Raw genomic sequence first — 15,569 nt, forward strand, 5'->3', positions numbered from 1 at the left:
AAGTACGGCAGGGAAAACGGTTGTAACTAACTGAAAGCACAGGGAAAAGCCGTTATCATCACAGCAATGTGCACCGGAGAGAGTTGTTGTTGAGAATAATGCGCTCAGTCTGCCATCAGGAATGATGGGTTACGGACAGGCTGTAGCATCCAGAAATCAGTATGCAGATGCTAATAATCTAACTGCAGAACAAAAACAGGTTGGGATGGATAAGCTGGCAAAAGGGGATCTGCCAGAAGGTGCTAATATCACAAAAGTTATTGTTGAAGGCTATCAGGATGGTGTCATGATAGCAGGGGCTTGGTATTTGGGGCCTGCTGCATCGGTTGGCAAGGTAATTAGTGGTGGAGTCGTTGCATAAATGGCCAACGGAAGCTATCAGTGGTTTGATCTGAGTCAGCCTGGTAATGAAAACAAAAGCTGGAACTGGAAAAGTAGTGCTAGTTCAGGCATTGCAGGTATGCTTGCGCCAGGAAGGACTATTGGATAAAACGTCGGAATTTCTATGGGGAGTGCATTTTTAACTGATGCTCCAGATACTGGTTCTATCGGTGGTGCAGCTATTGATGCATGGTTTGGTGTAAAAATTGGTGAGTTTGCTCCTTTCCCTGGGGAGGTTAATGACCTGATTGGCGGTATCGGTAGGGAAGTTATAAGCAATAAGATTAAGAATAAAGTTAATGAAAGTGAAAAATAAAGCCACATTATCTGTTTTTCTTCTAAGTACTATTTACTATGGACTTTGTTTTTATTCTTTTATTTTCCTGGTAAATAATGTGATTATTGAATTGTTGTTATCTGGACATATTGATTATTCTAAAAAATCATTAATTTATTTATCTGTTGTGAGTTTGATTATTGGGTTAAATTCAGGTGCAAGAATATGGATCTTCGCAAAACTTGAGGAGCGAAAATCGCGTAAATTGCCCCCGTCAGACCCTGAGTGAGATTCGCAATAATCCCAACTCATACAGTTGGGATTATTGAAGAGTTAATTGTATTGCGTTGGACTGGTCTGGTTTTGAAGTCAGCAACCTACGCTTCCGCCAAATAAAAAAAGGGGTTACCGAAAGGTAACCCCTTTTTGCTTTGGGCTGATGGTACAGGCCAGGCCTACTCAGAGACGGTCAACATGCCCTTTACCCTGATAAAGGGGGCAATGGCCCCCTTCATATCTATTTCAATCAGTCACCTGCGACTTTCTGCCCGTCCCCGAGCTCTTTGATTACGCGCTTGTGCGTTGTGCCAGCGCGTTGAACACCATGGCGATAGCATGCGCGCCCGGATCCATATTCCCTGCCAGGCTGTCGCTGTTGAGATACGAGGCCCGGCCTGCATTGGCTTTGGTTGCGTGGCTGGTGGCATCAGCCCCGGCTTGAGCCGCCCGATAAGCCGCATTCAGATCCCCCGGATGTTGCGCCAGTGCCTCCAGCGCCGGTTGCAGCGCGTCAATCAGCGTGCGATCCCCCAGATCTGCGCCGCCATAAAACTTCATCTGACCGAGCCCGGCCTGTAGCGCGGCAACGACCGATTTACCTTCGTGAATGGCCTGACCCGCCGCAGTAAAGAAGATGGACATCAGCACACCGCTGGAGCCGCCCATCACCACTGTTAAGCGTTCGCCGATCAGTGCGCACAAGGTGTCGAGTTGATCCAGTGGCAGTTGTTGCTGGTGCAACAGGCTGGCGATTTCACGCGCGCCGGCCGCAAAAGTGGAGCCGGTATCACCATCGCCCACTTTGGCGTCAAGGGCATTGAGTTCGCTTTCCAGCCCTGAGAGCGTCACGGTAACCGTTTCAACGTAGCGCCCAACCCGCGCATTTTCGGAAGGCGTAAAGTCGACCCGGGCGCTGCGGATATCGCAGGGCATGTTTTGTTGTGGGCGAAGGCGTACTGGCGGCAGCCAGCCTGCGGTTTTCACCTCTGCCAGCAGCGCTTTTTCAATGCCATCTTCCATGACCATCGCGGTAATCGAAAAACCTTTCATATCCAGTGCGCTGACGAGTGGCGCCGGCCCGATGAGCCAGTCGGTGCGTGTAGCCAGTGGGCCAGCGGTCAGTTCGCGAGTGAGAATCGCCATTTCGGTAACCGACACGCCGCCCAGGTTATTCAGCATGAGCATCAGGCGGCCCGTATCCGGTATTGCCGCCGCGATTTTTTCAACCATCAGACGCACAATGTCGGCACTGTTCTGTGTATCGACGACAACGGCCCCAGGCTCGCCGTGGATGCCCATCCCCAGTTCAGCCTGGCCCGGATGGTGGCGAACGTTATCCTGTGGATCGGCAGGCAGATGGCAGCTTGAAAGCGCAACGCCGAGGCTGAAGACCCGGTTCATCGCCATACGAGCTTCGCGGGCGACCGTATCCAGGTTACTGCCGGTTTCGGCAAAATAGCCTGCAACTTTGTGGATCAGGATAGTGCCGGCAATCCCGCGCGGGTGTTTGTTATCCGGCAGGGAGATGTCATCGCCAACAATCACCATCTCCACTTTGTAGCCCATGCGGCGGGCTTTTTCAGCGGCGAGGCCAAAGTTGAGCCGGTCTCCGGTGTAGTTTTTCACGATAAGCAAGCAGCCCGCATCGCCCGTGACTGCCTGAATAGCGGTAAGCACCGCATCAACGCTGGGAGAGGCGAAGAGATCGCCGCACACCGCCGCCGTGAGCATGCCTTTTCCGACGAAACCGACATGGGCCGGTTCATGCCCTGCACCGCCACCGGAAATGACGGCGACTCTGGATTTGTCCAGATCGCGGCGCACCACAATGCGGATCGCAGGGTCGCATTCCAGTCGGGCAAGGTTGTTCCAGGGGCTGGCGATTACCGCCCCTTCAATCGCGTCATTAACGAGGTTTTCGCGTTGATTGTAGAAAAATTGCGACATAACAGTTTCCTGAGCTTAGGGTGTGACACGTCTGCACAGTGAACTGCGCAGCGCGTGTCAGAGAGTGAACGGTCGTTACTGTCTGGTATTCAGACGGTTTAATGTAAGTGGGTCGCCGTTGTGCAGGTTATCAAAGGCGTTACCCTGCTGGCACAGCCAGGGAATACCGCCCTGACGGGCAATAATTGCGCCGTGGGCTAATGGGCTACCGTGCCGCAGGCAGATAGCGGCGGTGTTACTGGTGTCGAGTTGCAACACGACGGACGGGTAGATGTCATCGGCAATCAGAATAGTGCGATGCAGCAGAACAGGGGCGTTGTCAGTCACATCCGTCAGATGCCCCAGCGTGCGATGCATAATGTCTTCAACGTCAATATAGCGCGCCTGAAGATAGGCATCATCAAGCTCACGATACTGCTGACTGAGGGCCATCATGGTGTCCTGCCACGCACGTTCGGCGCTGCATTTCCGCTGACGCAGTGTCTCGCTGGCGCTGTTCAGCAGGTCGGGATCGTCAAGCAGGGTATGCTGGCCTGAGAAGATGGCGGCAATGTCATCCGAATATTTTTCAGCCGCCAGGCGGGTTAAGTCGGTGAGATCGTCCAGGGTATGACTTACCGCTATTTTCAGACGACGAAACTCCTCTTCCTGCGTACCGCCTGCAAGATCATCGAAGTGATGATTAATGGGTTGGTAATGCAGCACCTGTCCACTCACCGTTGTCAGAGCGGGTTGTGCGTTATCAACCTCAGTGTCTGCCAGGCAATGTTCACCAAAATTGTCCGCTGCCAGCGCCTGGAATGCAGCCAGCGCTTCGGCGGCCTGCGGCCCTTTGGCTACCAGCCGAATCCGATCGTGGCAGCGAACCTTCAACAGTGCAATTTGATTGATGCTGTCAGGTTTGACGCATTTGCCCTCTTTTTCCAGCAGTAGCACCGCATCAAACCCGGACAGCCCCTCGACCAGTCGGGCGGCAGGGCGAACATGCAGGCCGTTAGGGTTGTTAATCACCACCGTAACGGACTCGGCCTGCGCATCGCAAACGTCGTTTTCTTCCGCCGATAGGCTATCGCGGAGGTCTTCCTGTGCGGGGAAACCGAGCTGAACACGCTTTGCCTGCAGCGCACTTTGTGCATCTTCGATAACCTTGTCGATACTCGCACCGCTGGCGGCGCTGACCGTGGCGGCCAGCGCGCCCTCGACCAGCGGGGCCGGGCATAAATGCACACGGGCAGCCACCTCCGGATCCAGCAGGTCGAGTGCGGTTTCGGCACTCAACAGTGCGCTACCCATATCCATTAACACCAGAATCGCGTCCGTATCCGCCACGGAGAGGATTGCGTCCATCACCTTAATGGGGTCGGTGCCGATAGGATTGGTTGGGTCGTCAATGCCTGCGGCGATAGCCAGCTTACAGCTATCCCCCCTTAACATCTGGCGAGCCAGTTCCCCGACGCCCTGGCCCAGTTGGGCACTGTGCGAGACAATTACCAGGTTTACCATCGCCTTATCCTCTGTATTACGCGTTAGCCGCAGCAGCCAGCATTTGCACCATAAACAGCGCTGATGTGGCGCCCGGATCCTGATGACCAATACTGCGTTCCCCCAGGTAGCTGGCACGTCCTTTACGCGCCTGCAGGGTAATGGTGGATTGTGCGGCCTGTTCAGCCACCTCGCAGGCAGCCTCCAGCGCGGCGGTCATCGATAAATGGTTTTCGCTGGCGTGACGCAGTGAATCCGCCACCGGCAGCCAGACGTCACACATCGTTTTATCGCCTCGTTCGGCTTTCCCCCGGCTCACCACGCCGTCAGCGCCTTCGCGGATCATCAAATAGAGCTCCTCAACGCTGAGGTTCTGGCGAGCCTGGGTGACCTGAGCTGCGCGGATAAAAAAAGTACCGAATAGTGGGCCGCTGGCCCCGCCTACGTTGGAAAGCAGCACCATGCCCGTATTCTTCAGAATAAAGCCAATGTCTTTGTCGGCAATGGACGGTAATTTTTCTACCACCTTGCTGAACCCGCGATGCATATTCAGGCCGTGATCGGCGTCGCCGATTTCGCGGTCGAGGCCGGTAAGAAAATCGCTCTGGGTGGTGAAAATTTCGCCACAGCGATACAGCCAGTCGACAATGTTATTTCTGTTCAGTGACATTGCAGATCTCCTTAATGACCCCAGTTGAGGGCAGGGGTGTGAACGGGGGCATCCCAAAGCGCGAGCGTCTCGGCATCGGCTTTCAGCAACGTAATAGAAAAACCGGACATATCCAGCGAGGTACACCAGGAGCCGACCAGACTGCGGGCAACGGTTATCCCGGCGTTATCGCACAGTGTTTCCAGGCGGTTATAGACGCCGTAAAGTTCAGAAAGCGGGGTGGCGCCAAGGTTGTTGACCATTGCAATCACCCGATCTCCCTTTTGCAGCGCCTGTTTGGTCTGGGTAACTTCCTGCCAGATTCCTTTTACCGGGTCCCACTGGCGTAACGTACGGCTGTAATTGCCGTTCTCCAGCAGGGTGGTAAACATAGCGTCAACGGTGTCGTTCAGCGAGGTGAAGGGGCGGCGGTCGATGCCCGGTTCACCGTGTATGCCCACGCCAAACTCCATTTCGTTGTCATTGAGTTCAAACGATGGTTTTCCGGCGGCAGGGACGGTGCATGCGCCAAGCGCAATGCCGATAGAGTGACCCTGATTGTTCAGCCTGCGGCCCAGGCTGGCACAGGCTTCAAGGCTGTCGCCACGTTCTGCGGCTGCGCCCACCAGTTTTTCGATAAGCACCGTGTTCGCCACGCCGCGCCGACCGGCGGTATAAAGACTGTCTTTGACGGCAACATCATCATCGACCACCACCGTGGTGACTTTCACGCCGCTCTCGTGGAGCAGCTCGGTGGCGGTTTCAAAGTTCAGCACATCGCCGGTGTAGTTTTTGATAATCAGCAGTACGCCTTCGCCACCGTCAATATGCATCGCGCATTCAAACATTTTATCCGGGGTCGGAGAGGTGAAAATTTCTCCCGGACAGGCACCACTCAGCATCCCCACACCAATAAACCCGCAGTGCATTGGCTCATGACCGCTTCCGCCGCCGGAAAGCAGGGCCACTTTACCCGCGACGGGCGCATCTGCCCGGGTCACATAGACCGGGTCCTGGTGTAGTTTCAGTTCCGGATGCGCTTTCGCCATCCCGGCAAGTTGTTCAGTCAGTACATCTTCCACACGGTTAATCAGTTTTTTCATTATGCATACTCCGCTGGAGGTTATTGGCTCACCTGGTCAGTGAGCCCGGTGTAGGGTTTCGGCTGCGATACTGGCGTTTCAGTATCCTGGCCGATGAATTGATTCTCCCCTGGCGGGTAAAAAAGAAAATCCCTGTTGATTTAGGTTTCAAGTCGGAACGGAAATAGGTGAAAACGTTCCATATTGGAACGGTATTAAGGGGTTGTCGCTAAAAGTGAGAAGCCGGACAATGTTTCAAGGTGTGTTTCGGTATTCGTCGGAGGCGATGAGCGCAGCAGAGACTATTTTTTTTTGCCCATAAGGGTCAAAATGGCGGCGATACAGAATTTTCTGTCGTTGAATTGTGTGATAGCGATCCAGACCTTGATCTCAATCCTGATGTTTTGTCGCGGTTAATGTTCCATTCTGAAACGTTATTTTCTGAATGGCGTTCCGAAGTGGAACTAAACAGCGAAGCATTTTTTTGTTCTGCGCCCGCTCTACAGTGAGTGCTACCGCGTCGGTCGTGCTCAACCTCCCGTTGGAAACGCGATAAACAGGAGTGAGCGTCACCCGGCGTCATCATGGAAACGAGTTCAATGTGAGGGTGTAGAGAATGCTACAAGTGATTCAGTCTCCGGCAAAATATCTTCAGGGTCCTGATGCAGCTGCGTTGTTCGGTGAATATGCTAAAAATCTGGCAGACAGTTTTTTTGTGATTGCCGATGATTTCGTCATGAAACTGGCGGGTGACAAAGTGCTGAATGGTCTGCATGAAAACGGCATAAGCTGCCATGCAGAACGCTTTAACGGCGAATGCAGTCATGCGGAAATCAATCGCCTTGGCGCGATTTTGCAGCAGAAAGGGTGCAAAGGCGTGGTGGGTATTGGCGGCGGGAAAACGCTCGATACAGCAAAAGCCATTGGCTATTACCATAAACTGCCCGTTGTGGTTATCCCGACCATTGCCTCTACGGATGCGCCGACCAGCGCATTGTCAGTCATTTATACCGAAGCCGGTGAATTTGAAGAGTATCTGATCTACCCGAAAAACCCCGATATGGTGGTGATGGATACGGCGATTATTGCTAAAGCCCCTGTACGGTTACTGGTTTCGGGTATGGGTGATGCACTCTCTACCTGGTTTGAAGCGAAAGCCTGCTACGACGCGCGTGCGGTCAGTATGGCGGGTGGTCAGTCAACGGCTGCCGCATTGAGTCTTGCGCGTTTGTGTTATGACACCTTGCTGGCGGAGGGCGAAAAAGCACGCCTGGCGGCTGAAGCGGGTGTCGTTACCGTTGCGCTGGAACGCATTGTTGAAGCCAACACCTATCTGAGCGGCATTGGTTTCGAAAGCAGTGGCCTGGCAGCGGCTCACGCTATTCACAATGGCTTCACCATTCTGGAAGAGTGTCACCATCTGTATCACGGTGAGAAAGTGGCTTTCGGTACGTTGGCCCAACTGGTGCTGCAAAACAGCCCAATGGAAGAAATCGAGACGGTACTGCGTTTCTGCCAGAAAGTGGGCTTACCGATGACGCTGACGCAGATGGGCGTGAAAGAAGGCATTGAGGAGAAAATTCTCGCGGTGGCAAAAGCAACCTGCGCGGAAGGGGAAACCATCCACAATATGCCGTTCCCGGTGAGCCCGGAAAGTGTTTACGGCGCGATCCTGACGGCCGATCGTCTGGGCGCACAATGGTTGGCTACTGAGTAACGATTACCGCTGGTCGCTAACCCGGCCAGCGTTCCACCAGCGTTGTGGATCTCCCCTGGCGTTGCCGTTACCGGTGCCGGGGGTTGTTGTTTTTATGGACCGGCCTTTTCAGGCAGGCAAAGAAGAGAGTAATAAGGCTATGACCACGCAGAATGAGCACGTCGAACAGGCTCTGACGTCATTTATTGACCAGTCCTGGCACCGCTGCGGCAAGATGATGAAGCGCGAATTCTGGAGTACGCCGCATCAGGCTCAGGGGCTGACGTTCCAGTCTATCTGCCGTCGTAAGACTGCGCTGCTGACCATCGGCCAGGCGGCGCTGGAGGATGCCTGGGAGTATATGGACGGTCGCCCGTGTGCCCTGTTTATTCTGGATGAGTCTGCTTGTGTTCTGACCCGCTGCGGCCACCCGGATACCCTGGAGGCGCTGGATTCGCTGGGATTCATGGCCGGTAGCTACTGCGCGGAAAGTATTATTGGTACCTGTTCTCTCTCTCTGGCGTCCATGATCGGGCAGCCGGTAAAAACTCTGGGCAGTCAACATTTTAAACAGGCCTTATTCCCGTGGGCGTTCTGCTCCACGCCAATTTTTGATAACAATGGGCGTTTATTTGGTTCGATTGCCCTGTGTTGTCTGGCTGAGGATTCGGGCGTGGCCGATCTCTCTCTGACCCTGGCGATGGCCAGAGAAGTGGGGAATTCGTTGCTGACGGACAGCTTACTGGCGGAGTCCAACCGCCATCTTAATCAGATGTACGGCCTGCTCGAAAGCATGGATGATGGTGTGATGGCCTGGAATGAGCAGGGCATATTACAGTTTCTTAATCCCCAGGCGGCGCGGTTATTACATCTCGATGCGCAAGCGTGTCAGGGGAAAAATATTAACGATCTGGTCACGCTGCCTGCCCTGCTTCGGCGGGCCACCAAACAGGCGCGCTCCCTCAGCCACGCCGAAGTCACGTTCGAAAGCCAGCACCAGTTTGTCGATGCGGTCATCACGCTAAAACCGATTGTTGAAGCGCAGGGAACCAGTTTCATTCTGCTGCTCCATCCGGTTGAACAAATGCGCCAGTTAATGACCAGCCAGTTGGGTAAGGTGAGCCATACGTTTTCGCAGATGTCGGCGGACGATCCGGAAACCCGGCGGTTGATTCATTTTGGTCGTCAGGCCGCGCGGGGTAATTTCCCGGTGCTGATGTGCGGGGAAGAGGGGGTGGGTAAAGAGTTAATCGCGCAGGCAATTCATAACGAAAGCGAACGGGCGGCGGGCCCGTTTATTGCCGTTAACTGCCAGTTATATGCCGATAATGCCCTTGGCGTGGATTTCATGGGCAGTTCGGCAACGGAAGAAGAGAACGGGCGCCTGAGTCGTCTTGAGCTGGCGTCCGGTGGGACACTCTTTCTGGAGAAGATCGAATATCTGGCCCCGGAGCTACAGTCCATTTTACTTCAGGTGATCAAGCAGGGTGTGGTGACGCGTCTGGATGCGCGCCGCTTGATTCCGGTGGATGTTAAAGTGATTGCCACCACGACGATGGATCTCGGCAATCTGGTGGAACAAAACCGTTTTAGCCGTCAGCTTTATTACGCTCTACACTCGTTTGAAATCAGCATTCCACCGCTGCGTGAAAGGCGGAACAGTATTCCGTCGCTGGTGCATAGCCGCTTGCGCACGCTGGAGCGGCGTTTCTCATCGCGACTAAAAGTTGACGACGATGCGCTGGCGCATCTGGTGGCCTATTCGTGGCCGGGAAATGATTTTGAGCTGAACAGCATCGTGGAGAATATTGCTATCAGCAGCGAGCATGGGCACATCCGTTTAAGCAATCTGCCAGGGTGGCTATTCAGCGAACACCCCGGTGTGGCGGGAAACAGTACATTAATGCCCGCCAGTATGAGCATTTCGGCAATAGAGAAAGAAGCGATTATTCACGCCGCCAGAGTGACCAGTGGGCGCGTACAGGAGATGTCCCGGTTGCTGAATATTGGCCGCACCACCCTGTGGCGTAAAATGAAGCAGTTTGATATTGATGTCACTCAGTTCAAGCATCGACATCAGGATTAAGGTTCTCCTCTGGCAGGCACTCCGCCACGCGCGCCATCGCAAACAACGCATCAGACAGACGGTTGATGTAACTTTTTAATGACTCGCGCAGGGGCACAGTTCTGTCCATCGCCACCAGAATCCTTTCAAGCTGTCGGGCCTGCGTGCGTGCCACATGCAGGTAAGCCGAAGCCAGGTTCTTGCCGGGGATGACGAACGCTTTTAGTGGGCCCGTTGCGGTCATATTACGGTCGATCTCTTGTTCAAGGCGGTTAATATCCGCCTGATCGATAACACGGTTAAGACGGGTAAGCCCCCGTGCATCGCAGGCCAGTTCAGCCCCTACCACAAACAGCTCCTCCTGAATGCGGTGCAGCCCGGCACGCAGGTCAGGATTGTCACTGGCAGCATGACAGACGCCCAGCAGTGAAATTAGCGTATCCACACTGCCGTAGGCTTCCACTCTGATATCGTCTTTATTGATTCGGCTACCGCCAAACAGCGCCGTCGTGCCTTGATCACCGGTTCGGGTATAGATGCGATACATGTTATAGCGCCTCGCTAAAGGGGATGACTTTCACCAACTGACCCGCATTTGCGCCGAGATTACGTAACCGGGCGTAGCCACTGGCAGGAGGGCAGCGACGCAGGGGGCGATCGGCAGGGTACTGGGCATGCGTCAGTACGGTATCGCCGCTGGCGGAAACGCCGATCCCGGTACGGAGCGCGGAGTGCTGCGCGGCCTGATGGGCAAGCGCCAGTGCGTTATCGATGTCAGCGCAGAGGATGGTTCGGCAGGGTACACCCTGTTCCTCAAGACCGAGGCTTATCTGACGCAGCGTTTCGCTGTCGTGCAGGCCGGGATGGTAAAACAGATGCACTGCGGGTGAGCCCGGGATACCGGAATTTTGCATACGCGTTCTCCACGTGGGGGAAATCACAAAAGCGGGCACAGAGGCCCGCGAATGGTTTGGTGACGTGCTTCAGAACGCCTGACGGAAAATCTCAACAATCTCTTTCTCATTCCCTTTACGTGGGTTAGAGAACGCGTTGCCGTCTTTAAGCGCCATTTCCGCCATATACGGGAAGTCAGCCTCTTTTACGCCAAGTTCATTCAGGTGCTGAGGAATGCCAACGTCTTTGGACAAACGGGCAATGGCGTTAATCGCGCACTCAGCGGCATCCATTGTGGAGAGCCCGGTGGTGTTTTCGCCCATAAAGGTGGCGATATCGGCAAATTTTTCCGGGTTGGCTATCAGGTTGTAGCGGCAGACGTGCGGTAACAACACGGCGTTTGCCACACCGTGAGCCATGTCGTACAGGCCGCCAAGTTGGTGAGCCATCGCATGGACATAACCGAGATTAGCATTGTTAAACGCCATCCCGGCAAGCAGCGAGGCGCAGGCCATATTTTCACGCGCTTTGATGTTGGTGCCCAGCGCCACGGCCTGACGAAGATTGGTCGCAATCAGTTTGATCGCCTGGATAGCAGAAGCGTCCGTCACCGGGTTGGCATCTTTGGAGATGTAAGCTTCCACGGCATGGGTCAGCGCATCCATCCCGGTTGCGGCGGTCAGGCCGGCAGGTTTACCGACCATCAACAGCGGATCGTTGATGGAGACGGAAGGCAGGTTACGCCAGCTCACAATAACGAATTTCACTTTGGTTTGGGTATTCGTCAGTACGCAGTGACGGGTGACCTCGCTGGCGGTACCGGCGGTGGTGTTGACGGCAATAATCGGTGGCAGTGCATGGGTCAGGGTTTCGATACCTGCATAGCTATAAAGGTCGCCTGGGTGGGTCGCGGCGATACCGATACCTTTCCCGCAGTCATGAGGGCTGCCGCCGCCTACGGTGATTATCATGTCGCAATGTTCTTTCTGGAAGACCGCCAGGCCATCGCGCACGTTGGTGTCTTTCGGGTTCGGTTCGACACCATCAAAAATCACCACGTCAATACCGGCTTCGCGCAGATGTTTTACGGTCTGATCGACTGCGCCGTCTTTAATAGCACGCAGGCCTTTATCGGTCACCAGTAGGGCTTTTTTCCCGCCCAACAGTTTGCAGCGTTCGCCCACCACAGACACCGCGCCCGGGCCGAAGAAGTTCACATTTGGAACAAGAAAGTCATACATACGATCGCTCATAATAAGCCTCAGAAAATGGAGTTTGAAATAAAGTTGATTAATGCTTGTCGAAATAGTCGAGCGCTGATCTGGCTATTTCCATGTCCTGTTCAACCGTGCCACCACTGACACCGATTGCGCCAATAACCTGATTGTTTTCAATAATAGGGAAACCACCGCCAAAAATAACAATTCGCTGCTGATTGGTAAGCTGCAAACCATAGAGTGACTGGCCCGGTTGAACACCTGCGGTTATTTCATGCGTCGGTTGTTGCAGACAGCAGGCTGACCACGCCTTGTTCAGCGAAATATCACAACTGGTGACGAAGGCTTCATCCATTCGCTGCATTATCAGCGGGTTTGCGCCGCCATCGACGATGGATATGACTACGGGTACATTGATTTCACTGGCTTTACTCTCAGCGGCTGCCGTCATCGCTTTTGCCATGGCAAGGCTGACGGTGGCGCGGGGAAGGCTTTTAATCATACAGACTCCTGAAATCATCCACAGAGTGTTAATGGGAGTGGTGTTAATTTAATGAAAAATTAAATGCTGGATAATTAATGGACGAAAATCACATTAATCCTTTGGTGTTATTTTTGCTTTTAATGAACGTAAGTCAACAGGGGGTAATGGGCGGGTGGTTTTATAGGAAATGCTTTTTTAGCACTATTTTGATTTGACGTCGGTCGTGTATCACATTTATTTGTGAGGCTGTTTTATTACGTTCCACAGTGAAACGGATTAACGAAAAGATGTCCCAAAATGAAACCAAATTTATTTAATTTTTTTATTTCGCTGCACCCTTTAAGTTGCCGGTAATTCTCACCCGGAGAGCACTACCGGGCACAATTTTTTAATCTTATGAGCCAGAGCAAAATGAGACGATCAAAACGATTCGAAGTCCTCGAAAAGCGGCCAGTTAACCAGGATGGCCTGATTGGTGAATGGCCTGAAGAAGGGCTGATTGCAATGGGTAGCCCCTGGGACCCGCCATCTTCCGTGAAAGTCGAAAACGGGCGCATTGTTGAACTGGACGGCAAAGCCCGTGCCGATTTCGACATGATTGACCGGTTTATCGCCGATTACGCCATCAACATTGAACAGACAGAACGCGCAATGGCCCTGGATGCGTTGACGATTTCGCGCATGCTGGTGGATATCAACGTCGGGCGGGCAGAAATCATTAACATCACCACCGCCATTACCCCGGCGAAAGCGGTGGAAGTGATGGCCCACATGAACGTGGTGGAAATGATGATGGCGTTGCAGAAAATGCGCGCGCGGCGTACGCCTTCCAATCAGTGCCATGTGACCAACCTGAAAGACAACCCGGTGCAAATTGCGGCGGATGCCGCCGAAGCGGGGATCCGCGGATTCTCCGAACAGGAAACCACCGTCGGCATTGCCCGCTATGCGCCGTTTAATGCCCTGGCGTTGTTGGTGGGCTCGCAATCTGGCCGTCCTGGCGTATTAACCCAGTGCTCAGTGGAAGAAGCCACCGAACTGGAGCTGGGAATGCGCGGGTTTACCAGCTATGCGGAGACAGTCTCCGTGTACGGTACTGAAGCGGTGTTCACCGATGGCGATGATACACCGTGGTCGAAAGCCTTTCTGGCATCTGCCTACGCGTCTCGCGGGCTGAAAATGCGCTATACGTCTGGCACAGGCTCGGAAGCGCTGATGGGATATTCTGAGAGCAAATCGATGCTTTACCTGGAGTCGCGCTGCATCTTTATCACCAAAGGTGCCGGGGTGCAGGGGCTACAAAATGGCGCGGTAAGCTGCATTGGCATGACCGGGGCGGTACCTTCCGGTATTCGTGCGGTGCTGGCGGAAAACCTGATTGCCTCCATGCTCGACCTGGAAGTGGCCTCAGCCAATGACCAGACGTTCTCCCACTCTGATATTCGCCGCACGGCACGCACGCTGATGCAGATGCTGCCGGGGACGGACTTTATCTTCTCAGGCTATAGCGCCGTACCGAACTACGACAACATGTTCGCCGGGTCGAATTTCGACGCGGAAGACTTTGACGATTACAACATTCTGCAACGTGACCTGATGGTCGATGGCGGCCTGCGTCCGGTATCAGAAGAAGAGACTATCGCCATCCGCAATAAAGCGGCCCGCGCGGTGCAGGCAGTATTCCGTGAACTGGGGCTGCCTGCGGTGACCGATGAAGAAGTGACGGCGGCGACTTATGCGCACGGCAGTAAAGACATGCCGCCGCGTAATGTGGTGGAAGACCTGGCTGCGGTGGAAGAGATGATGAAACGCAATATCACCGGGCTGGATATTGTTAAGGCCCTGAGCGTTAACGGATTTGATGATGTGGCTGACAATATTCTCAATATGCTGCGCCAGCGTGTGACCGGGGATTATCTGCAAACCTCTGCGATCCTCGACCGTGATTTTGACGTGGTCAGCGCCGTAAACGATGTCAACGATTACCAGGGGCCGGGAACGGGCTACCGAATCTCCCCGGAACGCTGGGAAGAGATCAAAAACATTGCCACGGTTATCCAGCCTGACAGCATCGAGTAAGGGGAGCTGCATCATGGAAACGAAACAGAAAAAGAGCCCGGTTTTTACCCTGACGCTGGTTGAAAACGGCGTTGCCGGTGCGGGTGAACGTGCCGATGAAGTTGTCATTGGTGTTGGCCCGGCATTTGATAAATTTCAGCACCAAACCCTCATTGATATGCCACATAAAGCAATTATCAAAGAGCTGGTGGCGGGCGTTGAGGAAGAGGGGCTGCATGCAAGAGTGGTCAGGATCCTGCGTACCTCGGATGTCTCCTTTATGTCCTGGGATGCGGCGAATCTCAGCGGCTCGGGGATTGGAATCGGTATCCAGTCTAAGGGGACAACGGTAATCCACCAACGCGATCTGTTGCCCCTCAGTAATCTGGAGCTGTTCTCTCAGGCTCCGCTGTTAACGCTCGAAACCTATCGTCAGATTGGCAAAAACGCCGCGCGCTATGCCCGCAAAGAATCGCCCTCGCCGGTGCCGGTGGTGAATGACCAGATGGTGCGCCCGAAATTTATGGCGAAGGCGGCGTTGTTCCACATCAAAGAGACAAAACATGTGGTGCCGGATGCCAAACCCGTTGCGCTAAATATTGACATTATCCGGGAGGAAAAATGACCACGAAAACCACAATGACGGCCGAAGATTACCCGCTGGCAACCCGCTGCCCGGAGCGTATCCAGACGCCAACCGGAAAACCGCTTACGGATATCACGCTTGAAAATGTTCTCGCCGGAAAGATAGGCCCACAGGATGTGCGTATCTCACGGGAAACCCTGGAGTATCAGGCGCAAATCGCAGAACAGATGCAGCGCCATGCTATCGCCCGCAACCTGCGTCGCGCCGGGGAGTTAATTGCCATTCCTGATAGCCGGATCCTCGAAATCTACAATGCGCTGCGCCCCTATCGTTCTTCCACCGAGGAGCTGCTGGCGATTGCCGATGAACTGGAAAACCAGTATCAGGCGACGATCACCGCCGCGTTTATTCGCGAATCGGCAGAAGTCTATCGCCAGCGCGATAAGCTGCGCAAAAAAGAAGCATAAGGGCG

General features: G+C 54.0%; 16 protein-coding genes. 8 read left to right on the top strand and 8 right to left on the bottom strand.

From position 1 onward, the window contains the following. The first annotated feature begins 124 nt into the window (after positions 1–124). The 3 genes from F0Q32_RS26385 to F0Q32_RS00905 all read left to right on the top strand — a co-directional run bounded on the left by F0Q32_RS26385 (position 125) and on the right by F0Q32_RS00905 (position 947). Positions 125–361, top strand: a complete 237-nt coding sequence (locus F0Q32_RS26385; protein WP_255475121.1) for a hypothetical protein — start codon at positions 125–127, stop codon at positions 359–361. Between the two features lie 144 nt (positions 362–505). Beyond that, positions 506–697 (top strand): hypothetical protein, encoded by a 192-nt coding sequence (locus tag F0Q32_RS26390; RefSeq protein WP_255475122.1) that lies wholly within the window; start codon positions 506–508, stop codon positions 695–697. Continuing rightward, the gene (locus F0Q32_RS00905) at positions 681–947 is read left to right on the top strand and encodes a hypothetical protein (protein WP_149461556.1); all 267 of its coding nucleotides are present in this window, start codon (positions 681–683) and stop codon (positions 945–947) included. The genes F0Q32_RS26390 and F0Q32_RS00905 overlap by 17 nt, the downstream gene beginning before the upstream one ends. A 278-nt stretch (positions 948–1,225) precedes the next feature. On the opposite strand, the gene F0Q32_RS00910 is transcribed toward F0Q32_RS00905, so the two are convergent. The 4 genes from F0Q32_RS00910 to dhaK form a co-directional block, all read right to left on the bottom strand. Beyond that, positions 1,226–2,884, bottom strand: a complete 1,659-nt coding sequence (locus tag F0Q32_RS00910) for a glycerone kinase (protein WP_149461557.1) — start codon at positions 2,882–2,884, stop codon at positions 1,226–1,228. A 75-nt stretch (positions 2,885–2,959) separates the two neighbouring features. Continuing rightward, entirely contained in the window at positions 2,960–4,387 is a 1,428-nt protein-coding gene (gene dhaM, locus F0Q32_RS00915) for a dihydroxyacetone kinase phosphoryl donor subunit DhaM (protein ID WP_149461558.1), read from the bottom strand. Positions 4,388–4,403: 16 nt separating this feature from the next. Further along, positions 4,404–5,036 (bottom strand): dihydroxyacetone kinase subunit DhaL, encoded by a 633-nt coding sequence (gene dhaL / locus F0Q32_RS00920; protein WP_149461559.1) that lies wholly within the window; start codon positions 5,034–5,036, stop codon positions 4,404–4,406. A gap of 11 nt (positions 5,037–5,047) precedes the next feature. Further along, positions 5,048–6,118, bottom strand: a complete 1,071-nt coding sequence (gene dhaK / locus F0Q32_RS00925) for a dihydroxyacetone kinase subunit DhaK (RefSeq protein WP_149461560.1) — start codon at positions 6,116–6,118, stop codon at positions 5,048–5,050. Between the two features lie 595 nt (positions 6,119–6,713). On the opposite strand from dhaK, the gene F0Q32_RS00930 reads away from it, so the two are divergent. Together F0Q32_RS00930 and dhaR are read left to right on the top strand one after the other, a co-directional pair. After that, positions 6,714–7,814, top strand: coding sequence for a glycerol dehydrogenase (locus tag F0Q32_RS00930; protein ID WP_149461561.1), 1,101 nt, complete (start codon positions 6,714–6,716; stop codon positions 7,812–7,814). Between the two features lie 139 nt (positions 7,815–7,953). Next, complete coding sequence (gene dhaR, locus F0Q32_RS00935; protein ID WP_149461671.1) at positions 7,954–9,879, top strand: dihydroxyacetone kinase operon transcriptional regulator DhaR; 1,926 nt, start codon at positions 7,954–7,956, stop codon at positions 9,877–9,879. On the opposite strand, the gene F0Q32_RS00940 is transcribed toward dhaR, so the two are convergent. The 4 genes from F0Q32_RS00940 to F0Q32_RS00955 all read right to left on the bottom strand — a co-directional run bounded on the left by F0Q32_RS00940 (position 9,857) and on the right by F0Q32_RS00955 (position 12,471). Next, the gene (locus tag F0Q32_RS00940) at positions 9,857–10,405 is read right to left on the bottom strand and encodes a cob(I)yrinic acid a,c-diamide adenosyltransferase (protein WP_149461562.1); all 549 of its coding nucleotides are present in this window, start codon (positions 10,403–10,405) and stop codon (positions 9,857–9,859) included. The two genes, dhaR and F0Q32_RS00940, sit on opposite strands and share 23 nt — an antisense overlap. Before the next feature lies 1 nt (position 10,406). Beyond that, positions 10,407–10,772 carry a glycerol dehydratase reactivase beta/small subunit family protein gene (locus F0Q32_RS00945; RefSeq protein ID WP_149461563.1) on the bottom strand — a complete coding sequence of 122 codons (366 nt, stop codon included), beginning with the start codon at positions 10,770–10,772 and terminating at the stop codon, positions 10,407–10,409. A gap of 69 nt (positions 10,773–10,841) precedes the next feature. Then, positions 10,842–12,005, bottom strand: coding sequence for a 1,3-propanediol dehydrogenase (dhaT, locus tag F0Q32_RS00950; protein ID WP_149461564.1), 1,164 nt, complete (start codon positions 12,003–12,005; stop codon positions 10,842–10,844). Between the two features lie 37 nt (positions 12,006–12,042). After that, positions 12,043–12,471, bottom strand: coding sequence for a heme-binding protein (locus F0Q32_RS00955; protein ID WP_004098893.1), 429 nt, complete (start codon positions 12,469–12,471; stop codon positions 12,043–12,045). A gap of 393 nt (positions 12,472–12,864) precedes the next feature. Here F0Q32_RS00955 and F0Q32_RS00960 point away from each other — a divergent pair, with 393 nt between their 5' ends. Genes F0Q32_RS00960 through F0Q32_RS00970 form a run of 3 tightly spaced genes read left to right on the top strand, consistent with a single transcriptional unit; the run spans position 12,865 to position 15,564 of the window. Beyond that, complete coding sequence (locus F0Q32_RS00960) at positions 12,865–14,532, top strand: propanediol/glycerol family dehydratase large subunit (RefSeq protein WP_149461565.1); 1,668 nt, start codon at positions 12,865–12,867, stop codon at positions 14,530–14,532. Positions 14,533–14,545: 13 nt separating this feature from the next. Then, positions 14,546–15,136, top strand: coding sequence for a propanediol/glycerol family dehydratase medium subunit (locus F0Q32_RS00965; protein WP_149461566.1), 591 nt, complete (start codon positions 14,546–14,548; stop codon positions 15,134–15,136). Further along, positions 15,133–15,564 (top strand): diol dehydratase small subunit, encoded by a 432-nt coding sequence (locus tag F0Q32_RS00970; RefSeq protein WP_149461567.1) that lies wholly within the window; start codon positions 15,133–15,135, stop codon positions 15,562–15,564. Before F0Q32_RS00965 ends, F0Q32_RS00970 begins: the two co-directional genes overlap by 4 nt. Positions 15,565–15,569 lie beyond the last annotated feature (5 nt).

The organism is Pseudocitrobacter sp. 73 (assembly GCF_008369545.1).
GTDB classification, from domain to species: domain Bacteria; phylum Pseudomonadota; class Gammaproteobacteria; order Enterobacterales; family Enterobacteriaceae; genus Pseudocitrobacter; species Pseudocitrobacter vendiensis.